Origin of the sequence: Streptomyces sp. NPDC059092 (assembly GCF_042756365.1) — a bacterium.
Classification (GTDB): domain Bacteria; phylum Actinomycetota; class Actinomycetes; order Streptomycetales; family Streptomycetaceae; genus Streptomyces.
Genome location: NZ_JBHZEJ010000058.1, coordinates 1 through 24,935, shown reverse-complemented (window position 1 = coordinate 24,935; position 24,935 = coordinate 1). Strand labels below are relative to the sequence as shown.

The 24,935-nt window shown below is 74.3% G+C and carries 16 protein-coding genes; 14 read left to right on the top strand and 2 right to left on the bottom strand.

All coding sequences use genetic code 11. The features are described from left to right. Positions 1-120 precede the first annotated feature (120 nt). The gene (locus tag ACFXPL_RS27450; RefSeq protein ID WP_003961784.1) at positions 121-303 is read right to left on the bottom strand and encodes a DUF6104 family protein; all 183 of its coding nucleotides are present in this window, start codon (positions 301-303) and stop codon (positions 121-123) included. A gap of 153 nt (positions 304-456) precedes the next feature. On the opposite strand from ACFXPL_RS27450, the gene ACFXPL_RS27445 reads away from it, so the two are divergent. From ACFXPL_RS27445 to fxsT (ACFXPL_RS27410), 8 genes are all read left to right on the top strand, one after another. After that, on the top strand, positions 457-1,029 hold the full coding sequence (locus tag ACFXPL_RS27445; RefSeq protein WP_384924542.1) for a CU044_2847 family protein: 573 nt from the start codon (positions 457-459) through the stop codon (positions 1,027-1,029). Continuing rightward, on the top strand, positions 1,026-3,134 hold the full coding sequence (locus ACFXPL_RS27440) for a trypsin-like peptidase domain-containing protein (protein WP_384924540.1): 2,109 nt from the start codon (positions 1,026-1,028) through the stop codon (positions 3,132-3,134). Before ACFXPL_RS27445 ends, ACFXPL_RS27440 begins: the two co-directional genes overlap by 4 nt. 173 nt (positions 3,135-3,307) lie before the next feature. After that, entirely contained in the window at positions 3,308-4,384 is a 1,077-nt protein-coding gene (locus tag ACFXPL_RS27435; protein WP_384924538.1) for an AAA family ATPase, read from the top strand. 7 nt (positions 4,385-4,391) lie between these two features. Continuing rightward, entirely contained in the window at positions 4,392-7,919 is a 3,528-nt protein-coding gene (locus tag ACFXPL_RS27430) for an SAV_2336 N-terminal domain-related protein (protein ID WP_384924536.1), read from the top strand. Between the two features lie 35 nt (positions 7,920-7,954). After that, the gene (gene fxsA, locus ACFXPL_RS27425) at positions 7,955-8,278 is read left to right on the top strand and encodes an FxSxx-COOH cyclophane-containing RiPP peptide (protein WP_384924534.1); all 324 of its coding nucleotides are present in this window, start codon (positions 7,955-7,957) and stop codon (positions 8,276-8,278) included. Between the two features lie 157 nt (positions 8,279-8,435). Then, the gene (locus ACFXPL_RS27420; protein WP_384924594.1) at positions 8,436-9,755 is read left to right on the top strand and encodes an FxsB family cyclophane-forming radical SAM/SPASM peptide maturase; all 1,320 of its coding nucleotides are present in this window, start codon (positions 8,436-8,438) and stop codon (positions 9,753-9,755) included. After that, on the top strand, positions 9,752-11,185 hold the full coding sequence (locus ACFXPL_RS27415; RefSeq protein WP_384924532.1) for an aKG-HExxH-type peptide beta-hydroxylase: 1,434 nt from the start codon (positions 9,752-9,754) through the stop codon (positions 11,183-11,185). Before ACFXPL_RS27420 ends, ACFXPL_RS27415 begins: the two co-directional genes overlap by 4 nt. Before the next feature lie 78 nt (positions 11,186-11,263). Beyond that, positions 11,264-14,296, top strand: coding sequence for an FxSxx-COOH system tetratricopeptide repeat protein (gene fxsT / locus ACFXPL_RS27410; RefSeq protein WP_384924530.1), 3,033 nt, complete (start codon positions 11,264-11,266; stop codon positions 14,294-14,296). A 14-nt stretch (positions 14,297-14,310) separates the two neighbouring features. Here fxsT (ACFXPL_RS27410) and ACFXPL_RS27405 read toward each other — a convergent pair whose 3' ends face one another. Next, entirely contained in the window at positions 14,311-15,300 is a 990-nt protein-coding gene (locus tag ACFXPL_RS27405) for a helix-turn-helix transcriptional regulator (protein WP_384924528.1), read from the bottom strand. A gap of 93 nt (positions 15,301-15,393) precedes the next feature. Between ACFXPL_RS27405 and ACFXPL_RS27400 the strand changes: the two genes are divergently transcribed. From ACFXPL_RS27400 to fxsT (ACFXPL_RS27375), 6 genes are all read left to right on the top strand, one after another. Continuing rightward, the gene (locus ACFXPL_RS27400) at positions 15,394-15,792 is read left to right on the top strand and encodes a VOC family protein (protein ID WP_384924526.1); all 399 of its coding nucleotides are present in this window, start codon (positions 15,394-15,396) and stop codon (positions 15,790-15,792) included. 814 nt (positions 15,793-16,606) lie between these two features. Next, complete coding sequence (locus ACFXPL_RS27395; RefSeq protein ID WP_384924524.1) at positions 16,607-17,023, top strand: CU044_2847 family protein; 417 nt, start codon at positions 16,607-16,609, stop codon at positions 17,021-17,023. Between the two features lie 68 nt (positions 17,024-17,091). Next, positions 17,092-18,018 (top strand): AAA family ATPase, encoded by a 927-nt coding sequence (locus ACFXPL_RS27390; RefSeq protein WP_384924522.1) that lies wholly within the window; start codon positions 17,092-17,094, stop codon positions 18,016-18,018. A 7-nt stretch (positions 18,019-18,025) separates the two neighbouring features. Next, positions 18,026-19,969, top strand: a complete 1,944-nt coding sequence (locus ACFXPL_RS27385) for a hypothetical protein (RefSeq protein ID WP_384924520.1) — start codon at positions 18,026-18,028, stop codon at positions 19,967-19,969. Beyond that, positions 19,959-21,233: a CHAT domain-containing protein gene (locus ACFXPL_RS27380; protein WP_384924518.1), complete on the top strand. Its 1,275-nt coding sequence runs from the start codon at positions 19,959-19,961 to the stop codon at positions 21,231-21,233. The genes ACFXPL_RS27385 and ACFXPL_RS27380 overlap by 11 nt, the downstream gene beginning before the upstream one ends. Further along, positions 21,230-24,910: an FxSxx-COOH system tetratricopeptide repeat protein gene (gene fxsT, locus ACFXPL_RS27375; protein WP_384924516.1), complete on the top strand. Its 3,681-nt coding sequence runs from the start codon at positions 21,230-21,232 to the stop codon at positions 24,908-24,910. Before ACFXPL_RS27380 ends, fxsT (ACFXPL_RS27375) begins: the two co-directional genes overlap by 4 nt. Positions 24,911-24,935: the final 25 nt, after the last annotated feature.

The following is a 24,935-nucleotide window of genomic DNA, read 5'->3' as shown; positions in this document are numbered from 1 at the left end:
CGGCGGGCGGGGCGAGTGGTCCGGCCGGGGGAGTGATCCGGCGGGCGGCCGGTCATCGGTCACCGGCCGGACGAGTGGACCTCCGCCGGCCGGACGTCCATCCGCCCGTCCGTTGCCCGACTATTCGTCCTCGTCCTCGTCGTCCAGCCGGGCCAGCCAGGTCGCCAGCCGCTCGACCGGCACCTCGAAGTCGGGGTTGAGGTCGACGAAGGTGCGCAACTGCTCGGCCAGCCACTCGAAAGTGACCTCCTCCTCGCCGCGCCGCTTCTCCAGTTCCTCGATCCCGCGGTCCGTGAAGTACATGCCCATCAGCCTAATGCCTGGTGGTCCTGGCAGGTCATCGGCGGGGAGGGGGCGGAGAACCGTTCGGGTGCGAACAGCCGTCCTCACCCGTGTGCCTCGCGTCAGCGGCGTACTGCCGCTAATCTGCGGGGAATTGGGGGAAATGGGGATGTCATGGGTGACGGAGAGGCCAGTGTCGCGCGCATCGAGATGCCGGACGGCACACCCGTATGGGCCCGGATCTCCGGTGCCGAGGAGCTGAGCCGCCCTCCCGGGGGGCTGACGTACTCGGACACCGGGTTCGCCGACCAGGTGCAGGCCCGGGTCGAGAGCCTGCAAGCCGTCGTGACCAGCGTCGCGCGTTCGCTCGCCGAGCCGCTGCGCGCGGTCAGGCCCGACGAGGTCAGTATCGAGTTCGGGATCGAACTCACCGCGAAGGCGGGGAAGGTGGTCGGGCTGCTCGCCGACGGGGAGGCCAAGGGAGGGATCAAGGTCACGCTCACGTGGAGCGGCGGCGGACCGCCCGCCGACCTGTCCGCGCCGCCGCTGGTGCCGCCGCAGGCCCAGCGGCCCCCCGTACCACCACCGCCTCCGGAGCCTCCGGCGGTCCCGCCCGTCGCGCCGCCGCGGACGCCACCGCCGCGGACGCCGCCGCAGGCTCCACCGTGGACGCCGCCCAGGGGCGCGTCACCCGGCGCACCGGCGCACCCCGACGGGTTCACGCCCCCGGCCGGGAGCGGCGCATGATCGACGGGCTCGGCAGGGTCGAGCCGGGCGGGCCGGCCGATGGAGGGACCACTCGCAGTGCGCTGCGCGACCTCGTCATGGCGGCGACCGTGCGCATCCATGGCCCGGACCACGGGTATGTCCCTGAGGGGCCGGGCGGAAGCTTTCTGGGGAGCGGCTTCTTCATCGCCCCGAGCTGGGTTCTCACATGCGCTCACGTGGCGTTGCAGGGGGAGGGGCGGGACGTGACAGTGATCTTCGAAACCGGCCCCCGCAGCGGCGAGACCTCCGTGCCCGGCACGGTGGTCGCCGCGCTGCCCGAGCCGGCGCCCGGCGAGTCCGGTCCGCCGGGAGCGCGCGGTGGCGGCTGGCCCGCCCCCGATCTCGCGCTCGTCCAGCTCCGCCGGCCCGTCGAGCACGCCTGCGTGTACGTCACGGAGCGCCCCGCGGCGTTCTTCGGCGGCGGCTCGGTGCTCTACTCCGGCTGGACGGAGGTCGGCGGCCGGCTCAAGCGGCTCAGCGGGCAGTTGTCGGTCCAGGGGACGGTCGGCGGCTGGTCGGACCCGGAGGACGAGCAGGTGCGGCTCGGCGGGGACGTGCTGCCGCCGGGGGTGTCCGGCGGGCCCGCGGTGGACCTGGCGCGCGGCGAGGTGGTCGGCGTACTGAAGTCCCAGCTCGTCGGCGGCATGGGCGGTACGTCCATCGGCATCGAGAGGCTGCGCTCGCTGCCCGTGCCCGCCGCGATGGCCGGGGCCGAGGCCGACGACGACTACCAGGCGGTCTTCCACGCCCACGACCGGTACCACGCGGACCGGCAGTTGACCCGGGCGGGCACCGGCTGGACCTGGGCCGACGTGCAGAACTCGCTGGGCGCGGGGACCGACCGCGCGCTCAGCCCGCAGCAGCGGATCCTGCTCCTCGGCAAGCTGGCCGAGCTGCCGCCGCCGGTCTCCACGCACAGCCTGCTCGACCTGCTGGTCCGGCTCCCGGGCGTGGACCGCGTGGAGCGCTATCCGGCGCCGCGCAGCTGGCGGGACGGGCTCGGCGCGCTGTACGAGACGAGGGGCGGCGGCGCCGCGCTCGAACTCGTCCTGCGCTACTGCATGAGCGCCATCGCGGCCGAGCGCCCGTACGTCACGGGGGCCACCGCGGCGGCCGAGGAGGCGCTCTGGGACTGGGTGAAGTTCGTCGCGGACGACCAGCTCTCCCGGAACTTCCGCAACGAGATCGCGCTGCTCTGGTCCGCGGCCCGGCACCGTACGGACCGCGCCCAGCGGCGCGCGGCCCCGGCGTACGGGGAGCGGCCCCGCGCCGGCGAGCGCTCCTTCGTCCTGCTGGAGCTGGAGCCGCGCGGCTGGGAACGGGACAGCTACGACTGGCGCGTCGGGGTCGCCCGGCACAGCGGGGAGGTGCTGCCCGTCGCCGAGGACAGCCGCGGCACCTCCGGCACCGCGCTGCCCGCCCGGCTGACCGGATCGCTGACGGAGGCGTTCCGCCGGTGCGACGAGCCGGACAGTCCGGCCGTGCTCCAGGTCGCCGTCGTCCGGCAGCAGCTCGGTCTGGAGGTCGAGGCGTGGCGGCTGGCGTCGGACGAGCCGCCGCTCGGCGCGCTGCGCCCCGTGGTGGTGCGCTGCTCCGACCGGGAGCCGCCGCTCTCCGAGGAGGAGGCCAGGGAGCACCGCTCCCGCTGGAGCCGTACCGCGGGGGCCGCGGTACGGGCCGAGGTCGTCGACTGCGAGGACGGATTACGGGTACCCGTACCGCAGGAGGAGCGGCTGCGCTCCCTGGCGTACGAGACGGTGCCCGTGCTCTGCCGTTACGCGGCCCGGCCGGACGGCGAGACCGCGGCCGGTCTGGGCAGGGTCGTGGGCGGCGGCTTCCATGTGGCGCTGCTGCGGCGCGGCGCGAGCCGGCCCGAGTCGGTCTGCGCGGAGTTCCACCGGCGAGCCGTGCACACCGTGGCCGAGGCGGCCGGCGCGGAGCAGTTGCCGCGGATCCTGATGGAGCTGCGGCAGGGCGTGCACGCGGGCCGTACGGAGATGTTCTGGTCGGACGGCGTGGCCCTGTTCTACGACGATCCGCACCATCCGCTGCCCGGGTCCGGCCAGTTGCTGGAGGCGCCATGACGCATCTGCCGCCGGAGGCGCCATGAGACATCCGGGGGCGCCGTGAAAGACGGGGAACAGCGTCCGGATCCCGGCTCCTGGAAGACCCTTACGGGGTACGGCCCGGATCGCTACGGTGAAGCACCTTCGGCGGCTGCCGCCCCCGGCGGACGAGTGAGGACGAGGACATCACCATGAGTGAACCCAGCGAGTGGCTCATCTACCGAGGGGCCGGCGAACCGCACGACGGCATCCGCCAACTGCCCCCGCCGCCGCCCTGGCGGGACTTCGCGGGCCGTGGTGGCTCCTCGCCGGAGAACGGGGCCGACGACGGCGCGAGCGGCGGCAGTGGCAGCGGTGACGGCGACGGCTCCGCCGACCGCCGGCTCGGCGGGTACCGGCACGAGGCGGAGCTGCACCGCCCCGGCGCCGAGGAACTGGAGATGATCAACGCGGCGCTCTACCTGCGCCGCCCGCTGCTCGTCACCGGCAGCCCCGGCGCGGGCAAGTCCACCCTGGCCCACTCCGTCGCGCACGAACTGGGGCTCGGCCGGGTCCTGCGCTGGCCCATCGTCAGCCGGTCCACGCTGCTGGAGGGGCTCTACCACTACGACGCGATCGCCCGCCTCCAGGACGTCCAGCTCGCCGCGCAGAGCGCCGCGGCCGGCACCGGGGTGACGGCGGGTCAGGATCCCTCGGCTGACATCGGCAGCTACATCAGGCTCGGCCCGCTCGGCACGGCGCTGCTCCCCTCCGCACAGCCGCGCGTCCTGCTCATCGACGAGCTGGACAAGAGCGACATCGACCTGCCGAACGACCTGCTCAATGTGTTGGAGGAGGGCGAGTTCGGCATTCCGGAGCTGGAGCGGATCGCCGACCGGCTGCCCGACGGGGAGGCCGAGGTCCTGACCGACGACGGCAGGAAGGTACGGATCAGGGGCGGCCGGGTGCAGTGCCGCGCCTTCCCCTTCGTCGTTCTGACCAGCAACGGGGAGCGCGACTTCCCGGCGCCCCTGATGCGCCGCTGCATCCATCTGGAGCTGGGCCGGCCCGACCACCAGCGCCTCGCCACCTTCGTACGGGCCCACCTCGGCGACGAGGCGGCGCGCGCGGGCGACGATCTCATCGCGCACTTCCTGGAGCGCTCGCGCAGTGAACTGATCGCCACCGACCAGCTGCTGAACGCGATCTACCTCACCGACACCGCCGCGCCCGCCGGCCGTGACCGCCTCGCCGACCTGCTCATCCAGCGACTCGACCGGCCGAGGTGATGCGCTGATGCCCGACGGTACGGGGCGCCACGGCCCGGCGAGCGAGCCGGATCCGGGACGCGGGTACGGACCCGCCACCGGAGCGGAATCTCCGGATCCGGTTCCGCTTCCCGGCGTTCCGGGCGTGGGCTCTTCGGATGCGCGGGGCGCGGGCGGAGGGGCGTCCGGCGCGGGGGAGCGGCCCCCGTACGACAGTTCGCGCCTCGCCGCGCTCGTCGCGCGGCTGCGTGGCGCCGGTCTCGACCCCGACGCCGAGCAGCTCTGCGACGCCCTCTGGCTCGCCCAGCAGACCCGCCGCGACCGTGCCGCGCCGTCCGTCGCCGGGCACGGCGACGACCCCCGCGCCGGCCTGCGGGAACAGCGGTGGGGAGCGGGGGCGGACCTCCGGGGCGAGTCCGGTCCCGGCGGTACGGAGGGAATGGCTCCGGCCGACGGCGACGACCCGCCGGAACACCCGCCCGGCCCCTTGGCCGAAGACCCGCGCATCGCCCTCCACCCCGTACCGCGCCCCGACGGAGCGCGCTCCTCCGGGACGGGGCCGGGAGGCGCCGCCGCCGCGCTCACCCTGGGCGTACCGGCCGCCCCCGCGCTCCCCGCGCCCCTCGAACTCCAGCGCGCCCTTCGTCCGCTTCAGCGGTACCGGCCCGCCGCGCCTCCGCTGCGCCGTACCCTTGACGAGGTGGCGACCGTAGAGCTGAGTGCCCGAGCCGGCGGGCTGATCATTCCGGTGTTCCGTGGGGTGTCGCGCGGGGACGCGATTCTGCAGCTCGTGATGGACGCCTCGTCGTCGATGCGTGTCTGGGAACGGCTCTTCGCCGAACTCCAGCAGATCTTCGGCCAGTTGGGTGCCTTCCGCGATGTGCAGACCCGCTATCTGCACCAAGGGCCCGACGGTGCGCCGGCCGTCAGCAGAAGCCCCGACCCGGCGGCGGCGCCGCTCAGCTCGGCCGACCGGCTCAGCGACCCCACCGGCCGCCGCGTCACCGTCGTCGTCAGCGACTGCGCGGGCCCCCTCTGGCACAGCGGGCGCGCCCACCGGCTGCTGCACCAGCTCGGCCGCCAAGCGCCCACCGCCGTCCTCCAGCCGCTGCCCCAGCGCATGTGGAACCGGACCAGGCTGCCCGTCACCTACGGGGTCCTCTCCCGGGGCGAGGGGCCGGCCGGCGCCGCCGTGCTGAAGGTCGGTGGTGACGCCGCCACCGCGCCCGCCGCCCGGCCCGGCGCCCTCGCCGTCCCCGTACTGCCGCCCGTCGCGGGCGCGCTCGGCGCCTGGGCGCGGCTGCTCTCCGGCACCGGTGCGGGCCGGATCTCCGGCGCGGTCGGCTGGGTGCGCGTCGACCAGCCGCCGGCGCCCGCGCCGCGCCCCGGCGACCGGATGTCCTCGCTGCAACTCGTCAGCCGCTTCCGCTCGGCCGCCTCCCCGGTCGCCGGACAGCTCGCCGTCTACCTCGCGGCGGCCCCGCTCTGCCTGCCGGTGATGCAGCTCGTCCAGCGCACGATGCTGCCCGACTCGGGCCCCTCCGAACTCGCCGAGGTGCTGCTCAGCGGGCTGCTCTCGCGCAGCAAGGGCGACGGCCCCGACGACGGGCCCTGGTACGAGTTCACCCCCGGCGTCCAGGAGGCCCTGCTCGGCCCGCTGGGCCGGGACGAGGCCGTCCTCGTACTGAAGCACTGCTCCGAGTACATAGAGCAGCGCTTCGGCCGGGGCGGCCCCAACTTCCCCGCGCTGGCCCTCGCGCAGCTCGGCAACGAACGCCACGGCCCGCTCCACCCGGGCGGCGATCCGGACGAGGACGCCGAGTTCGGCGGGGAGTTCGGCGGCGCGTTCGGCCCCGAAGCGGACGGCGGCGGGCCCGGCGACGCCGGACCACGTGTCCCGCACCCCTTCGCCGAGGTCGCCGCCCGCGTACTGGAGCAGTTCATGCCGCTGCCCGAGCAGTTCGCGGCGTACGGACTCAACGGAGCCGGGCCCGGCACCGCGACGCAGCCGGTCAACGCCGCCGTCGAGAGCGCCCGCGAACTGACCGCGCAGTTCGAGTCGGACAGCATGGTCCAGTACCTGATCGACGCCGTGCAGCTCCTGCGCGGCGCCACCGAACGCGAGGGCCCCGGCGGCTCCGACCCCGAGCTGTGGGCCGAGTTCGCCCGCTGCCTGCTGCGGCTCTGGGAGGTCCAGGGCGGCGGCGAACTGCTCGGCGAGGCGGAGCGTGCGGCCGAACGGGCCGCAGCCCACCCCCGGGCCGTCCGCGAACGGGCCGTCCTGGCCAAGGTGTTGCACGCCGCGGCCGACGACCGGCGGCGGCGCGGCGACCGGCGCGGCGCCCTGGAACTGCTGCGCCGCGCCGACCGCGAGTACACCGTCGCCTGCGCGGCGCCCGGACTCGACCCCGGCGAGGCGCTGCGGCTCACGCTCGACCGGGTGCGCGCCCTGGAGGCGCAGTGGCGGCTCGGCGGCGACAGCGCGCTGCTCCAGGGGGCGATCGGCATGCTGGAGGCGTTCGCCGACGTCTGGCCCGACCAGGAGAACCGGCCGACCGGGCTCCCGCTCGCGCACGGCAGGACCCTGCTGCGGCTCTCCGGCGCGACCGCCGACCCCGAACAGGCCCAGGTGTACGCCGCCCAGGCGGCCCGCTCGCTGCGCAAGGCGCTCGCCCCGGGCGGCCACACCGTCTCCACCCAGGCCCGGATCCTGCTCGACCTGGTGGACGCGCTGCTCCGCTCCGACGAGGGCCTGGAGGAGGCCGCGACCCTCGTCGACCAGTCGCTGGCGACCGTACGGGACGAGCGGCTGCTCGCCTCGCTCAGGATCCGCGCGGGACGGGTCAGGGTGGCCCGCTACGAACGCTCCGAGGACCCGGACGACCTCGACGAGGCCGCCGACTTCTTCGCCCGCGCCGCCCGCTCCACCGCCCGCGACTCCCGGGCCCACGCCGACCTGCTCGCCGAGTGGGGCGCCACGCTGCTGCGCCGCGCGGGGCTGCCGGACGGGGCGCCGCACACCGGCGCGGCGGTCCGGGTGCTGCGCGACTGCCGTACGGAGACCGCCGGCGGCACCGCGCGCCAGGCGGAACGGCTGCTGATGCTGGGCCAGGCGCTGATGCTGCGCCACCGGATCAACGACGACCGGGTGGATCTGCGCGAGGCGGAACACCTCTTCGGGCTCGCCGCGCAGGAGGCCCGCGACCCGCTGACGGCCGCGCGCTGCTGGCTGGAGCTGGGCCGCTCCCACTTCGACGCCTACCGCACGCTGCACCGCCCGGCCCGGCTGGACGACGCGGCCGAGGCGTTCCGGGACGCGGCGGACGCGGCCAGGACCGCCGAGGAGGAGATGGAGAATCCGCGACACCGGTTGGAAGCCGTCGCGTTGCGTGCTGCGGCCGGCCACTGGCGGGGTAAGACCTATGAGGAGGCGGGTCGGCCCCGGGCAGCGCGTGAGGCGTACCGGTCGGCCCGCACGGAGTGGCGCAAGCTGCCGGACGGCGGCGGCGAGACGGCCCGTTCGACCGCGGACCGGCTGGCCGAGCTGGAACGCTGAGCGGTGCGCGCCGTAGGACGTGACGGGGAGGCGTGATGATCGACGCGGCGCACGGCGGGGAGTTGGCCGACGGGGGGCACGGGTACGAGGGGCACGGGTGCGAGGTGTACGGGGGCGAGGTGTGCGCGGCCGGTCCCGACGCCGTACCGGACGGGGCGGGCGCGGCCGGTACGGCGGGCTCGTCCGGTGTGGGCTCGTCCGGTGTGGATACGGCCGGTGAGCTGCCGGATCTGCTGGGCCTCGATCTGGCGGCCCTGCGGACCCTCGACCACCCGGTGCTCGCCGAGGTGATGGCGGATCTGCGGGGCAGGGCCGCGCAGCCCCGCGAAATGCTCTGGGGGTTCAACAACGCGTTCTGAGACCGGCGTTACGGGGCAGGACCCTCTGGGCGGAGAGTTCGGACCCGCCGGCGCCCGGGACCGGGCCGCCCGACGACGCCGTACGGCATGGGGGTGCGCAGTGGTGTCTCGACGGGGGGCGCCGCGCGGCGCCGAGCCCGACCGGGGCCCCGGCCCCGTGTGCGGCGCCGAGCCCGCCGGGCGCCCCGCCCGGGCCCCCGGGGCCGTGCCCTTCGCGCAGTTCATCGTGAAGGTCCACGGCCGCTGCAACCTCGCCTGCCGCTACTGCTACCTCTACGCGGGCCCCGACCGCACCTGGCGCACCCGCCCCGCCGCCGCGTCCCCCGGGACCCTGGACCGCGCCGCGGACCGGATCGCGGAACACGCCCGCGCCCACGCGCTGCGCGAACTGGCCCTCGTGCTGCACGGCGGGGAGCCGCTGCTCGTCGGTGCCGCACGGCTCGGGGCCTTCGCCGACGCCGTACGCGACCGGGCGGGCCCCTCCCGTACGGTCCACGCCACCGTCCAGACCAACGGCACCCTGCTCACCGAGCGGGCGATCACCACCCTCGCCGGGCACTCCGTACGGATCGGCATCAGCCTCGACGGCGGGCTGGCCGCGCACAACGCGGCGCGCACCGACCACGCGGGGCGCCCGTCCTTCGCCGCCGCCGCGCGCGGCGCCCGGCTGCTCGCCGCGCACCGCCCGGAGGCGTACGCGGGCCTCCTCACCGTCGTGGACCCGTCCACCGACCCGGTCGAGCTGTACGAATCGCTGCTGGAGCTGCGCCCGCCCGCGATCGATCTGCTGCTGCCGCACGGCAACTGGACCAGCCCCCCGCCCGGACTGCCCGGCGGGGTCCCGGACCCGCTGTCCGTGGGGCCCGTCCTGGCCGGCCGCCCCACCCCGTACGGCGACTGGCTGACCGCCGTCTTCGACCGCTGGTGGCGGGCGGGCCGGCGGGAGACGCGGGTGCGGCTCTTCGAGGAGTGTCTGGCGCTGCTGCTGGGGCTGCCGGGCGCGACGGAATCCCTGGGACTCGACCCGGTCAACGCCGTCGTCGTGGAGACGGACGGTGCGATCGAACAGGTCGACTCGCTCAAGTCCGCCTACGACACGGCCGCCGCCACCGGGCTCGACATCCGCGCCCACTCCTTCGACGACGCGCTGCGCCACCCGGGGGTCGCCGCCCGGCAGGCAGGCGCCGCCGCGCTCGCCGCCGCGTGCCGGGCCTGCCCGCTGCTCGCGGTCTGCGGCGGCGGCCACTACGCCCACCGCTACCGCGCGGGACACGGCTTCACCCAGCGCTCCGTCTACTGCGCCGACCTGGACAAGCTGATCCGCCATGTCGCCGCCCGCCTCACCGAGGCCGCCTCGGCCGCGCCGCCCTCGTCCGCCCCACGCACCGTCGCGCTTACCGCCGCAGCCCCGCACTCGGCCGTGGCGCCCGCCCCCGCGCCGCCTTCCGCCGCGCCGCCCGCCGGGGCCGTCCGGTGAGCGCCGCCGTCCCCGAGGGGGCCCTGCGCGAACTCGGCCGCACCGAAGGCGGTGCCGAGGCGCTGGGGCTGCTCGTCCGCGACCAGCACACCCGCCGGCTCGTCCTGCTGCGGGCCCTGCTCGACGCGGCGGCCGACGCCCCCGCCGCGCTCTGCCCGCCCGCCGCGCTCGCCCGGCTGCGCGACGACTGGGCGCTGCTGGAGGCCGCCGAACGGACCGGCCGTACGGCCGTACGGACCGTGCTGCTCTACCCGCTGGCCGGCCCCTGGGCGCAGCGCTGCCTGCACGGCCTGATCGCCACCGGCCCGGCCGCCACCGCCGGACCCGCTCCCGAACTCGCCGCTGATCTGGCCCACTTCAGCGCGCTCGCCGCCACCGCCGCCATCCGCGCCCGGCTGCCCTTCCGCAGCCGGCTCACCGCCCGTGGGGGCCTGCTCGTGCTGCCCACACTGGGCGCCCTGCGCACCGGCCGGGACGAGCCCGTACCCGTCGCCGTCGCCCTGGACGGCGACCGGTTGACGTTACGGCAGGTGGACGCCGCGCCCGTCACGGTACGCCTGACCACCGACGGAGCTGCCGGCTCCGACGGCACCGCCGGCGGAGCCGGCAGCGGCGACCCGCGGTGGCTGCCCGTCCTCGCGCTGCCTCCCGTACGGCCAGGGGCCGCCCCCGTACCGCTGGACGACATCGACCCGTACCGCACCGCGGGCACCGGGGTGGTGCGGCACGGGCTGTCCGCCGCCACCCGGCTCGACGCGCGCCACCGCACGGCGTGGGCGCGGTCCTGGGCCGGGGCGGAGCCACTGCTGCGGACCGGCGGCCCGCACCGCGCCGAGGAGACCGCCACCCTGCTGCACTGCCTCGTACCGCTCGCGCCGCCGCCGGGATCCACCCCCGGCGGCGACGGCTCCGCGCAGTGCAGCGGCACCCGCCGCGAGGCGTTCGGCGCGGTCCTCACCAGCCGCCCCGCCACCCCCGCCTTCTTCGCGGCGACCCTCGTGCACGAACTCCAGCACACCAAACTCGCCGCACTCGCCGCCCTCACCCCGCTCCACCACGAGGACGGCGCGCCCCGGCACTTCGCGCCCTGGCGCTCCGACCCCCGCCCCTTCGACGGGCTGCTCCAGGGCGCGTACTCGCACATCGCGCTCGCCGACTACTGGCAGCGCCTCGCCCTCGGCGCCGACCGCCTCGCCGCCCGCGACCAGGCGTGGGCCGAGCACGCGCGCACCAGCGAACAGGTCGGCGCCGTCCTGCCCGTACTGGCCGGTTCCGGGGCGCTCACCCAGGAGGGCCGCGTCCTCGTCAACGAGATGATCTCGATGTACCACCGGCTCGCCGACAGCCCGCCGCCACCGGGCCACCGCGCGCGGGCGGCCTCCTACGTCCGCACGGCACGGATGATCTGGCGCCAAAGGAACGCAACGTGAGGCGGCGCGCACCAGGATGGATCCAGGCCGGTCCGGGGTATGTTAAAAGGGCGTATGACGATGCAGGGAGACGGTCGAATGCCCGGAGCGCGCAGGTCAGTTGGAGCAACCGGACCCCGCGCGGTCACGATCAGTTTCGCCGGGTACAACCGCCCCTGGGCGGCCTGGATCGCAGACCGTCTCGAACGGCGCGGACTGACCGTCTCCTACCAGCGGTGGGACCCCCCGGACAACATGACGCTGACGGAGTGTCTGCGCGACCTCCTGCTCGCCCCCGGGCCGGTCCTCGTGGTCGTCAGCCAGTGGTACTTCCAGCTCGGCCCGCGCGGCCACGACGAGTGGAACACCGCGCTGCGCGACGTCGTCGCCGCCGAACGTGACCGGTTCTTCGGCGTCTCCGTCACCAACGAGGCGGAGAAACTGCCCAGCGCCGCCGCCGTCTTCGCCGCCGTCGGCCTGGACACCGTCGGCGAGCAGGAGGCCGAGCGGCGGCTGCTCACCCAGCTCGGACTGGCCACCGACGGGCCGCGCGAACGCGAGCCCGAGGGGCCCCGGCGCGGCCCCCGCTACCCCGGCGAGTCGCCCGACGTCTGGGACGGCGTGCCCCGCCGCAACACCCGCTTCACCGGCCGCGAGCCACTGCTCGACGCAGCCCACCACGCGCTCCAACAGGCCGCCAGGGGCGCCGGGGTGGTCACCCTGCACGGCATGTCCGGCGTCGGCAAGACCCAGCTCGCCGCCGAGTACGCGCACCGCTTCGGCGCGGAGTACGACGTGGTGTGGTGGGTCTCCGCCGACAAGCGCGTCACCTGCCGCCAGCGACTGGCCGCCCTCGCCCCGGCGCTGGGTCTGTCCACGGGTGTGGAGTACGGCGAGCGGCTGCGTGCCGCGCGGGACGCGCTGCGCCGCGGTGACCCGTACAGCCGCTGGCTGCTCATTCTGGACGGTGCCGACGAACCGGACCAGATCTGGGACCTGGTACCGACCGGGCCCGGCCATGTGCTGATCACGGCGCGGAATCCGGAGTGGGGCGAGCACAACAGCAGCCTGCTGGAGGTTCCTGTCTACGACCGTACGGAGTCGGTGGCGTTCGTCCGCCGCCGTGCCCCCCGCCTCACCTACGACGAGGCGGGGCAGCTCGCGCAGGCCCTGGAGGACCTGCCGCTGCTGCTCGACCAGACCGCCGGCTGGCTCAACGACTCCGACATGTCCGTCGAGGCGTACATCGACCTGCTCAAGGACGGCGTCGACCAGGACGTCGTCCGGATCTCCAGCGACTTCCCGCTCGCCTTCCAGACCGGCTGGTCGATACTGCTCAACAAACTCCGCGAGACCGTCCCCGAATCGGTCGACCTGCTCCGCCTGTGCACGTTCTTCGCGCCGGGCGCCATCCCCGTACGGCTGGTGCGCGACCTGCCCCCGGACACCCTCCCGGAGAAGCTGCGCGGACTGGTCGACGACCCGGTGCGCTGGGCGCGCGCCATCAACAAGCTGCGGCAGTACGCCGTCGTACGGGCCGCCGGGGTCGGTGAGCGCGAGGTCCACGACGCGGTCAACGAGACCTCGCTCGCGGGCGCGGCGGGCGACTCGCTCTACATGCACCGCATGGTCCACCAGATCGTCCACCAGGACATGCCCACGCAGGACCACGCGGAGTTCATCGAGGTGGTCCGCCGCGCGCTCGTCGAGGCGGACCCCGGGCGCCCGACCGACACCCGCCTGTGGCCCCGGTACGCGGAGATCACCCCGCACCTCAAGTGGGCCGACGTGCTGAAGAGCACCGACCCCGCGATGCACACCCTGGTCCTCAACTGCCTGCGCTACATGTACCTTTCGGGCGAGTACCGGGCGGGCATCAACCTCGGCAGGCGCGCCCTGGAGGCCTGGCGGCGGCTCCTCGGCGAGACCCACCCGAGGATCTGGGACCTCAGCTACCACTACGCCAACCTGCTGCGCGCCGTCGGCGACTACGCCGGTACGGAGGCCATCGAGCGCGCCGCCGTGGAACACCTGCGCGAGGAACGCGGCGAACAGGACCTGGAACACCTGCGGGCGGCCGGCGGACTCGCCGCCGACCTGCGCGGCCTCGGCCGCTACGACGAGGCGTACGAGATCTCCCGCGGGCTCCTCACCTCCTTCCGCGAACTCCTGGGCGAACAGGACTCCCGTACCCTCAACGCGCAGAACAACCTGGCCGTCTCGCTGCGGCTGCTCGGCCGGTACGAGGAGTCCCTCGAACTGAACCGGCGCACCCTGGAAGCCCGCCGCCAACTGCTCCGCCCCCGCCACAACTGGACCCTCTCCTCGGAAATCAACTACGCGACGGACCTCAGACTCCTCGGCCGCTACGGCGAGGCCGAATCGCTCCAGTCGCAGAGCGCCCGCATCCAGCGGACGGTCCTCGGCAGGGACAACCCGCAGACCCTGCGCGCCGAGTTCAACCTGGCCCTGTGCCTGTACCGCTCGGGCGAGCGGGGCCGGGCCGGGGCGCTGTTCACCCAGGTCCTGGAGAGCTGCGAACGGGTCCTCGGCGAACAGGACCCGCTGACCATGATGGTCGCGGCAGGCCAGAGCTGCTTCGCCCGCGAGCACGGCGACATCGACCGCGCCAGGGACATAAGCGAGCGCGTCATCGACGGCTATGTGACGATGCTGGGCGAGGGCCATCCGTTTGTCGCGGGCACCCGCTCCAACCACGCGCTGATCCTGCGCAACGTCGGCGAGCGGGACCAGGCCCTCGACGTCACCGAGAACGCGCTCGCGGACATGTCCGGTGCCGTCGGCGAGACCCACCCCTGGACCCTCGGGTGCGCCATCAACACGGCCGCGCTGCGCAACATCACCGGCGACGCTTCGAGCGCGGCGGCGCTCAGCCACGACACCGTCGTCCGGGCCACCGAGACCCTCGGCCGCACCCACCCGCTGACCCTCTCGGTCCGGGTCGCGTACGCCGCCGACCTGCGCGGGCTGCGGGACGCGCAGCGCGCCGAGAAGGTCGAACAGGAGGCGCTGGACGACCTGGTGGCCACGCTGGGCGCGCAGCACGTCCACACGGTCGCGGCCCGCTCCCGCAACCGCCCCTACTGGGACTTCGAGCCGCCCCTGACCTGACGGGGGGAGCGGCCTCAGGGGTGAGCCCGCCGGGCGGAGGCCGCGAGCCGTTCGGCGAAATCCTCGACGAGGCCGCGCAGCTCCTCAGGGCGGTCGACGACGAAGGGCAGGTCCAGCGAGGCGAGTACGGCCGGCAGCCAGTCGAGCCGTTCCACCCGCAGCTCGACACGGCACCAGGACCCGGCCCCCGCGGGCGCCCCGTCCGGGGCCGGCGGCTCCGTCACGATCGCGAGGCCCACGGGCAGCCGGGCACGGACCCGCTCGGCCGCCCCCTGGACCCGCAGGGCCACCTCATACCGGTACGGAGCCGTCGCGAGCCCTGTCAGCACGCGCTCCGCCGGATCGATCCCGACCGGCGGCTCGAACGTGCCGGGCAGCACTCTCACCCCGGCCATGCGGTCCAGCCGGAAGGTCCGGTCCTCACCGGACGAAAGATCCGAGGCCGTGACGTACCACCTGCCCGAGTGGGCGACGACCCCGTACGGGTGCAGGGTGCGCTCGCCGCGCCGGCCGTCACCGGCGGTGTACCGGACCGAGACGGGCCGGTGATGGTGCACCGCGTCGGCGATCGGGAGCAGGACCGCGGGGTCCGGGGCGGCAGCCCTGCCGGGCGCGCCCGTGAAGGCCAGGGAGCCGAGCACGGCGTCCAGCCTGCGGCTCAGCCGCTCGGGCAGCACGCGCCGGATCTTCGCCGTCGCCGTCTCACCCGCCGTGTCCGCCGTCAGCCCCGACCGCCGCCCCGCGACCAGGCCGAGCAGCACGGCGAGCGCCTCGTCGTCGCTCAGCATGAGCGGAGGCATGCGGTAACCGGGGCCGAGCCGGTAGCCCCCGTACCGCCCGCGCACCGACTCGACGGGCACGTCGAGGTCGATGAGCTGCTGCGCGTAGCGCCGTACGGTCCGTTCGTCGACGTCCAGCCGGCCGGCGAGTTCGGACACGGTCCGGATGCCACCCGACTGCAGAAGCTCCAGCAGGGTGAGGACGCGGGCAAGGGGGCGGGGCATACCTGAAAGTGTCCCGCACATACCGGGCGGGTTCCGCCCGGTATTGGTCATAGGGTGCGGTGACCGGCACAGAACGGCCAGAGGAGAAAAACCATGAACTTCGTCTCGATCCGTGTCATCACGGACGACGTCGCCCGCCTCGTCGACTTCTACGAGCGCGCCACCGGAGTGTCGGCCACCTGGGCCAACGACGACTTCGCCGAACTCGGCACCGCGTCAGCCACCCTCGCCATCGGCAGCACCCGCACGGTCCCCCTCTTCGCCCCCGGCTCCGCCCGCCCGGCCGACAACCACAGCGTCATCCTCGAATTCCTCGTCGACGACGTGGACGGCGTGTACGAGAACCTGCGCGGCTTCGTGGAGGACTTCGTCAACGAGCCCACCACGATGCCCTGGGGCAACCGCGCACTCCTGTTCCGCGACCCCGACGGCAACCTCGTCAACTTCTTCACGCCGGTCACGCCGGCCGCCATCGAGAAGTTCGGCCGCTGAGAACGGCGGGGCCACCCGGCCGGGTGGATGGCGGTGGACGAGGGGGCGCACGGCCGAGCGCGGGAGTATTACATGAAAGCCTTGGAACTTGCGAGTGCGAGTGGCGACCGCATGACCTATTGCCGTGTTCTGCGGGGCATGTCGGTGCAAGCGGCAAATCTCGGTCACGGCACACCGGCGGTGCGGCTCGCCAACGCCGCCGCGGAAGCGTCCCCCGAGTCCACCCCCCCGTATGAAGGCCTTCGTGGCCGGGCAGCAAGCGCACGCGTACGCGCTGGCGGGCGAGCGGAATTCACTCGGTGATGTGAAGGGAAGCGTCGAATCCCTTCACGATCATTTTCGCTTGCGGGACTCCATCGACCGACAGAGATCTGGGGTTATTTTCAGCTCTCTGCTTGCTGAAAGACAGCTGGAAACTGGCCATCTCGAAGCAGCCTGTGCCACGTGGGCGAAGGTACTGGACACGCACCCTGGGATCCATTCAGGCAGGGTTGACGGGCATGAAGGGAAAATCCCTTCCCTCCTTGCCCCCTTCCGCAGAAACGCGATGGCGCGTCACGTCTACGAACGCTCCCGCGAGATTTCCCTGACATAGCCTGATGCTCCTCCGAGGCCATGTCGCCGAGGTGACAGGTAGCCCCTCAGCGGTCGTGCGCAGCCGCAGCGCGGTGGCGGCGCGCGGTCGCGGCCTCCGGTACGGCTTCGGTGCGGCCCGCGATTGAGCCGGGCCGTACCGGGGAAAGTGCGGAGACACCGTCAACCGCGATGTGGACCAGCGCGCTTGGGGGACCAACGGGGCAAGGGGGAACGGGGAATGACCGTCATCGTGGGACCTGTGGCACCGGGGGAGGATGGGCCGATACCCGTCCTGGTGGGCCCGGTCGGGCAACCGGTCGGCCCGGCCGGTGAGTTCGACTCCGTCTACGCGGACGAGGAGACCCGGGCCGGCGCCGCGGGCCGTGTCCTGAGGGTGGCCGCGGACCGTTACGGCGACGGGCTCGACCTGGCCCGGCGCTGTGCCTCACAGGCCATGCGGAGACTGGGTGACCTGGGGGAGGGGGCGCGGCCCGACGAGATCGAGTTACAGGTCTCGATCACCCTGGACGCGGGCGCGGGTCTGCCTGCCGTGGTCAAGGCGGGCGCGGAGGCGCACCTCCAGTTCACGTTCCGCTGGCAGCCGGGGGAACCCGGCGATCCGCAGGCCGGCGCCACGGCGGGGGCCGCCCGGTGACCGTGACACCCGCACCGGAGCCCACGTCCGAGCCCGGGCCTGCGGCGCCCGCGTCCCCGGTCGCATCCGTGCCGCCGATCCCGATCCTCCCGTACAGCCGTGTCGTCGGCCAGGACGACCTCAAGCTGGCGCTGGAGCTGAACTTCGTCGCGCCGAGCATCGGCGGCGTCCTCGTCACCGGTCAGCGCGGCACCGCCAAGTCCACCGCCGTCCGCGCCTTCGCGCTGATGACGCGCGGCGAACTGCCCGTCACCCTGCCGATCAACGCGACCGACGACCGGGTCCTCGGCGGCTGGGAACTCGACGCGCTGATGCGAGGCGAGGCCAAGGAGCAGTCAGGGCTGCTCGAAGAGGCCCACGAGAAAGGGCTGTTGTACGTCGACGAGGTCAACCTGCTGGACGACCACCTGGTCAACATCATCCTGGACGTCGTCTCCACCGGTGTGCTCTCCGTCCAGCGCGAGGGCATCGCAGCGGCCCGGCACCTCTCCTTCGGGCTCGTCGGCACGATGAACCCCGAGGAGGGCGGGCTGCGCCCCCAACTCCTCGACCGGTTCGGCCTGATGGTGACCGCGGCCGAGCTGGACACCGAGGCCAGACACCGGATGATCATGACGGTGCTGACCTTCGAGGAGGAGCTGACCAGGAGCGGGTCCCCCTGGCTGGCCGAGGCCGAGCAGGAGGGCGCCGCGCTCCGCGCCACCCTGCTGGCGGCCAGGAGAGCACTGCCCGGCGTCGAGGTCCCCGAAGCGGTCGGCAGGCTCTGCGCCGAGTGCGCGGGGCGGCTCTCCGCCGTGGGGCACCGGGGCGAACTCGTCACCGCGCAGGCCGCCCGCGCCTTCGCCGCGCTGGAGGGCGCCGTACGGACCGAACCCCGGCACGTCCGGAGGGTCCTGCCGTTCGCACTGCGCCACCGGCGGCCCGAGTCCACACACGCCGGCAGTTTCGCGTGGGGGCCCGACGACGACGCTCGCGTCGACGACCTCTTCGGCTGAGCCGGCCATGACCGTACCCGTATCCGGCCCGGTCCCCGCTCCCTTACCGGACCCGGCCGGGCTGGAGCACCGGCTGCTGACCGCGCTCGTCTGCGCCGCCGTCGAACCCGGACTGTCCGGCGTGCTCCTCTTCGACCTGCCGCCCGAACTCGTCACCCCCGTCGCGGACCTGTTCGCCCACCTCCTCGGCCTGGCCGCCGCCGAACCGGCTCCGTCGGCCACCGTACGCACCGTCCTCGGCGCGGCCACCCGGGACGAGGACCTGTGGATACGGCCCCGGCTGCGGCGCGGACCCGACGGCATCGCCTTCTCCCTCACGCCGGGACCGCTCACCGAGCCCGCCCCAGGCCCCGCACTCGCCGTCGTGCCCGACCTCGCCCGGCTCGGGGTGACCGGGATGCGGGCCGTGGTGCAGTTGCTCGGCGCCGACGTGGCCACCGTCGAGCACTCCGGGCTGCGCCACCTCTGGCGCCCGCGCGCCCGCTGGCTGGCCGCCATCCGGGCCGAAGACACCGAGCGCGTCTCGCCGCACCTCCTCGACCGTTTCCCCGTCCGGCTCTCCGTCGCCGGGCTCCGTACGCCTCCGGCCGCGGAGCCGTGCGTTCCGCCAGATCCCCTCGGCCCACTGGGCCCGCTCCCTGACGCTTGGCGAACGGCACTGGAGTCGTCCGCCGCAGGACACCCGCGCCACCCGTCCCTCAGCGTTTCCGACGCGCTCGCCTCTCGCGTCCTGGAACTCCTCGGCCCCGACACCGGCCACCGCCGCGCCCTCGCGCTCGCCCGCATCGCCCGCGCCCTGACCAGGCTCGACGGTGCCACCGAGGTCACCGCCGACCGCGCCGACCAGGCCGCGCGGCTGATCGGGCTGCCGTCGCGCGCCCCCGAACCTCCCGAAGCCACCGGCCCCGAGCCCGCCCCGTCCCCTTCGCCGGGCCCCGCCCTCGGCGACCGCCGTGCCCCGCGCCACGGCGAGAGGGGTCCCGACGGACCCCGCCCCGCCCTGCCGGGCCGGCCGGTGCTCGCACCCGAGCACGCCGAGCGGATCGGCCCGGCCGCCGCCCCGGCCGCGGCGGCGCACCGTACCCCGTACCCGGAGGACGAGGCCGTGCCCCTGGCCGAGTTCGCCTCCCTGCGCACTCCCTGGCGGCGCACCGCGGGACCAGGCGCCGCGCGGGGCCCGGTCATCGGGGTGCGGCGCTCGCACGACCTGTGGGACCTCGCCTTCGTCCGTACGGCGATGGAGGCGGCGAAATACCAGGCGGTACGCGGCCGTCCCGAACGGCTGGCCGTCGCCCCCGCCGATCTGCGCGGCTACGTACGCGCCCCCGAGCCGGAGCGGATGCTGACCCTCGTCCTCGACCACACCTGCCGGGCCGACTGGAACTGGCACGCCGCCCTCGAACCCTTTCTCCAATGGGCCTACATCCACCGGGCGTCCGCCCAGGTGATCGAGGTGGGCGGCGCCACGACGGTGAACGAACTGCGCGCCGAGTCCTTCACCGCCCGCAGCGTCCTCGATCCCCGGATCACCGCCGCCCTCGCCCGGCCGCCCGGCCGTGCCACCCCCCTCGCCCACGGCCTCGAAAAGGCCGGCCAGGCCTTGCGCCGCGCTTTCCAGCACCATCGGGCCGGGCTGGTGGAGGCATGGCTCGTCGTGGTCACCGACGGCCGGGGCAATGTGCCGCTGGACGCGAGCCGCCGCGACCGCCACAACCCGGGAGCCGTCGGCCGTAAGGGAGTCGACGACGCGCTCACCGTCGCGGGGCGCATCAGCGCCATGGACCGTACGCGGCTGCGCTGCGTGGTCGTCGATCCGGCGGGCCGGCCCTACGCCGATCTGCCCTTCCTCCTCGCGGACGCCCTCGGCGGCACCGTCATCCAGGGGCGCCCGGTCGACGTACCACCGGCCGACGGGCGTCCCGCGGCGGCGGAGGCCGACGGTGGGTGGTGAACCGCACCGGCTCGCCCGCTGGCTCTCCGAAGCCACCGGCCGCCGGCCCAGGACCACGCCCGTCCCCGCACACGCGGAGACCGGCGAACCCGAAGCGCTCGGCGCGGCCCCGGTCGACCCGGGCGCGCGGCTGCCGGACGGCATGGCCGTGATCAGGGTCGTACGGGGGCGGCACCCGGGCGGCCGGGAGGCGTTCGGGTTCAGCGCGCGCTGCGAGGGCGTCGCCCCGCTCCCGTACACCACGGGGCCCACCCAGCTCCGTCCCGCCGCGGTCGGCCTCGGCAACGCGCGGGCCGGGGAGGCGCCGTCCGAACTCCTGCGCGCCATCCGCCGCTGGTCGGGCAACCAGCGCGGGCTCGCCGACTGGATCAACCGGGCGCGCGCCGAGCACGGCGCCGATCTGCATGTACTGATCTGGGACGACACCGGTTACGAGCTGCCCTGGGAAACCCTGTGGCTGCCCGCCGAGCCGGACCGGGAGCTGGCGGGCGGGCTGCTGGGCGCCCTGGTGGTGATGTCCCGCTGGACGACCCTCCACGAGGTCCACCGCGAACTGCCGCACGCCCCCGGCGACTGCGCGGGCCGCGTGCTCGGCTACTACCACCGGAACATGCACCACGACATCGCCGCCTTCCGGCCCTACTCCCACCAGCCCCACCTCAGGATGAGCGGCTTCCTCGACGCGCTGGACCGGCACACCGGCGAGCGCACCGGACTCGTCTACATGGCCTGCCACGGCACCTACGACGAGCGGGTCAGCGCGCTCTCGCTCGCCGAGGTGACCTGGGCCGAACTGGACGAACGCACCATGGCCGTGCTCGGCAGGGACCAAGCGCTGGTCTGCCTCAACGCCTGCCACTCGGCGCGCTTCGTGCAGAACGACGGCGGCGGCGAGGAGGCACTGCGCGGCTTCGCCGAACTCTTCCTCCGCAAGGGCGCGGCGGGCATCATCGTCACCGCGGGCGAGGTCGGGGACCCGACGGCCCGCGCTCTCATCAGCCGACTGGTCGAGGAGGCGATGGCGAGCCCGCGGCAGCCCGTCAGCCACGCGCTGCGCGCCTTCAGGGCCCGCGCGGTGGCCGACTTCGGCCCCCTGTCGGACATCCCCCGAGCCCGTCATGATGACGGGGAGGTCGACCGCGAGGGCCAGAAGCGGGTGCTGCGGCTGCTCTACAGCTTCATGTTCCAGTACTACGGGCACCCCCTCACCATGCTCCTGCTCACAGACCGGCCCACGGACCGGACGGAAAGGGGCGCGCCGTGAACGCTGCGGAACCGCCCCTGCTGATCGAGCCCGTCGTCGGCCGGCCGCGCGAGGCCGAGGCAGGCCGCACCTATCTCGTCACGGTCGACCTCCGGGGCCCTCTCGCTCCCGACGGCACGGACGGCCCGGAGTGCGCATGGCCTTACCGGGAGGAGGAACTGACCTTCACCGTCGGGCTCGACGGCGCGCCCCACTTCGTCTGCGAGGTGCTGGACGACCCGAGCGTCGTCCTGCACCGCTTCGGCGGTACGTACGGGCCCGCGCGCTTCGTCGTCACGGCGGGCAGCCTGACCGGGCCCGCCGGGCTCTGGCTGACCATCAGTAACCAGTGGGGGATGCCCGTACGCAAGGCCGAACTGCCCTGCCGGATCCGGGAACCGGGCACCGGCGCGGAAGCGCGGGCACCCGTCGTGGGGTACGTGCCCGGTGCGTCGGGAGACGACGACGGGTACGGCGACGCTGAGTACGACGACGGGTACGGCGACAGGTACGGGGGCGGTGAGTACGGCGGCCAGGGGTACGGCGGCGGGCCGCCCCGCGTCGCCGCTCCGCGACTGACAGGGCGCACTCCCCGCCCGGCCGATGGCCAGGACCCTGCTCCACCGCACCCGGCCGCCGACCGCCCCGTGCCGGTCGTGCTGGTGGGCCGCGACCGGTCCTGGGGCGTCTGGATCGCGGACACGCTGGAGCGGCACGGGGTGCGCGCGGCCCCGTACCCCTGGGACCCGGCGGACGAGACCCCGCTCGACCGGTGCCTGCGTGATCTCACGCCCGACCGGGGCCCGGTCCTGCTCGTCCTGAGCCCCGCCTTCTTCCGCCGGAGCCCGCGCGACGGCGCCGAGTGGAACGCCGCGCTGAGCGGCCTGCTCGCCCGCCACCCGGGACGCCTCCGCGCGGTCTCCGTCACCGCCCCCGGGGAGCTGCCGCGAGCGGCGGACCCGCTCGCCCCCGTCGTCCTCGCGGCGTTGGACTCGGCGGAGGCCACCCGCCGGCTGCTCGCCCTCTTCGCCCCGGAGACACACGAGACAGCAGAGATACACGAGACAGCAGAGGCACAGGAGGCAACAGAGGCAACAGAGGCAACGGAGACACACGAGGCAACGGAGACACGGGAGACGCTCGGCACACAGGACGCCCCGGACAGGACGCCGGAGCGCGTGGCCTCGCCCGCCGGCGCGCGCTACCCGGGCGAGAGCCCCGCCGTCTGGGGCGGCGTGCCCCGCCGCAACACCCGCTTCACGGGCCGTGAACCGCTGCTCGACGCCGTCCACCACGCGCTCCACGAGGCCACCGGGGCCGTCACTCTGTCCGGCATGTCAGGGGTGGGCAAGACCCAGCTGGCCGTCGAGTACGCGCACCGCTTCGCCGGAGAGTACGACGTGGTGTGGTGGGTCTCCGCCGACAAGCGCGTCACCTGCCGCCTGGGCCTCGCCGCCCTCGCCCCGGCGCTGGGTCTGTCCACGGGTGTGGAGTACGGCGAGCGGCTGCGTGCCGCTCGGGACGCGCTGCGCCGCGGTGACCCGTACAGCCGCTGGCTGCTCATCCTGGACGGTGCCGACGAACCGGACCAGATCTGGGACCTGGTACCGACCGGGCCCGGCCATGTGCTGATCACGGCGCGCAACCCTGAGTGGGGCGAGCACAACAGCAGCCTGCTGGAGGTTCCTGTCTACGACCGTACGGAGTCGGTGGCGTTCGTCCGCCGCCGTGCCCCGCGCCTCACCTACGACGAGGCGGGCCGGCTCGCGCAGGCCCTGGAGGACCTGCCGCTGCTGCTCGACCAGACCGCCGGCTGGCTGCGTGAATCCGACCTGTCCGTCGAGGATTACATCGCGCTGCTGGAGGGCGGCATCGACCAGGACGTCGTCAGCATCTCGGCCGACTTCCCCGTCGCGTTCCAGACCGGCTGGTCGATACTGCTCGACAAACTCCGCGAGACCGTCCCCGAATCGGTCGAGCTGCTCCGCCTGTGCACGTTCTTCGCGCCGGGCGCCATCCCCGTACGGCTGGTGCGCGACCTGCCCCCGGACACCCTCCCGGAGAAGCTGCGCGGACTGGTCGACGACCCGGTGCGCTGGGCGCGCGCCATCAACAAGCTGCGGCAGTACGCCGTCGTACGCCCTGTCGGCACCGGGCGGTCCGGCAACGTGGACGACACTCTCTCCCTGCACCGCATGGTCCACCAGGTCGTCCACCTCGGCATGTCGCAGCGGGAGCACACGGAGCTGATCGACGTGGCGCGCCGTACGCTCACCACGGCGAACCCCGGGGGACCGGCGCAGACCGCCCACTGGCCCCGTTACGCGGAGATCACCCCGCACCTCAAGTGGGCCGACGTGCTCAGGAGCACCGACCCCGCGATGCACACCCTGGTCCTCGACTGCTTGCGCTACCTGTATCTCTCGGGCGAGTACGGCGAGGGCATCGCTCTCGGCCGGCGCACCCTGGAGTCCTGGCGGCAGCTCCTCGGCGCGGCCCACCCCAGGATCTGGGACCTCAGCCACCACTACGCCAACCTGCTGCGCGCCGCCGGTGACTACGCCGGTACGGAGGCCATCGACCGCGCGGCCGTCGACCACCTGCGGGAGGAGCGCGGCGCCCAGGATCTTGAGCACCTGCGGGCGTCGGGCGGACTCGCCGCCGATCTGCGCGGCCTCGCCCGGTACGGGGAGGCGCGGGAGATCTCCCACTGGATCCTCGCCTCCTACCGGGAACTCCTCGGGCCCGAGGACGCCCGTACCCTCAACGCGCAGAACAACCTGGCCGTCTCGCTGCAACTCCTCGGCCGGTACGAGGAGTCCCTGGAGCTGAACCGGCGCACCCTGGAGACCCGCCGCGAAGTGCTGGGGCCGGCCCATCCCTCCAGCCTCTACTCCGAGATCAACCACGCCGTCGATCTGCGGCTGCTCGGCCGCTACCAGGAGGCGGAGGCCCTTCAGTCACGGAGCCTGCGCCGGCACCGGCAGGAGTTGGGGCCCGACCATCCGCAGACCCTGCGCGCCGGCCACCATCTCGCGCTGTGCCGCTACCTCGCGGGCCCCGCCGGTGCCAGACCGCTGTTCGGGCAGATGCTGGAGCGCTGCGAACGCGTGCTCGGCGACCATGATCCGCTCACTCAGATGATCGCGACGAGCTGTGCCTGGCTGGAGCGCGAGACGGGCGACCCCGCCCACGCGCTCGTCCGCCACACGCAGGTGGAGGAGCGCTACGCCGCCATGCTGGGGCCCACTCATCCCTTCACCGTCGGGGTACGCGGCAACAGAGGGGTGACGCTGCTGGCGCTCGGAGAACGGCGGTCGGGCCGCGCCGAGATCGAGCACGCGTACACCGGGATGCGCGGCGCGGTCGGAGACGATCACCCCTGGACGCTGGGATGCGCGCTCAACGCGGCGGCGGCCCGGCTGCTCACGGAGGACCAGGACGGAGGCGTCGGGCTGAGCGGGAACACCGTCGCGACGGCGCTACGGGTCCTCGGCCGCCGTCATCCGCTCACTCTCGCCTGTCAGGTGGGGCACGCGGCGGGCCTCCGGGCGACCGGGCACCACGGGGAGGCCGCGCGGACGGAGGAGGAGGCGCTGGAGGGGCTGACCGCCACGCTGGGCCGACTCCACCCGACGACGGTACGGGCGCGCAGCCGGGCCCGTACGCACTGGGATTTCGAGCCGCAGATCATCTGAGGCGGGGCCGTCGCGGACGCCGGTC

Bases quoted from the DNA above. Each gene is read 5' to 3' on its own strand.
- ACFXPL_RS27450 (WP_003961784.1), bottom strand. From the start codon at position 303: ATGTACTTCACGGACCGCGGGATCGAGGAACTGGAGAAGCGGCGCGGC.
- ACFXPL_RS27445 (WP_384924542.1), top strand. From the start codon at position 457: ATGGGTGACGGAGAGGCCAGTGTCGCGCGCATCGAGATGCCGGACGGC.
- ACFXPL_RS27440 (WP_384924540.1), top strand. From the start codon at position 1,026: ATGATCGACGGGCTCGGCAGGGTCGAGCCGGGCGGGCCGGCCGATGGA.
- ACFXPL_RS27435 (WP_384924538.1), top strand. From the start codon at position 3,308: ATGAGTGAACCCAGCGAGTGGCTCATCTACCGAGGGGCCGGCGAACCG.
- ACFXPL_RS27430 (WP_384924536.1), top strand. From the start codon at position 4,392: ATGCCCGACGGTACGGGGCGCCACGGCCCGGCGAGCGAGCCGGATCCG.
- fxsA (WP_384924534.1), top strand. From the start codon at position 7,955: ATGATCGACGCGGCGCACGGCGGGGAGTTGGCCGACGGGGGGCACGGG.
- fxsT (WP_384924530.1), top strand. From the start codon at position 11,264: ATGCCCGGAGCGCGCAGGTCAGTTGGAGCAACCGGACCCCGCGCGGTC.
- ACFXPL_RS27405 (WP_384924528.1), bottom strand. From the start codon at position 15,300: ATGCCCCGCCCCCTTGCCCGCGTCCTCACCCTGCTGGAGCTTCTGCAG.
- ACFXPL_RS27400 (WP_384924526.1), top strand. From the start codon at position 15,394: ATGAACTTCGTCTCGATCCGTGTCATCACGGACGACGTCGCCCGCCTC.
- ACFXPL_RS27395 (WP_384924524.1), top strand. From the start codon at position 16,607: ATGACCGTCATCGTGGGACCTGTGGCACCGGGGGAGGATGGGCCGATA.
- ACFXPL_RS27385 (WP_384924520.1), top strand. From the start codon at position 18,026: ATGACCGTACCCGTATCCGGCCCGGTCCCCGCTCCCTTACCGGACCCG.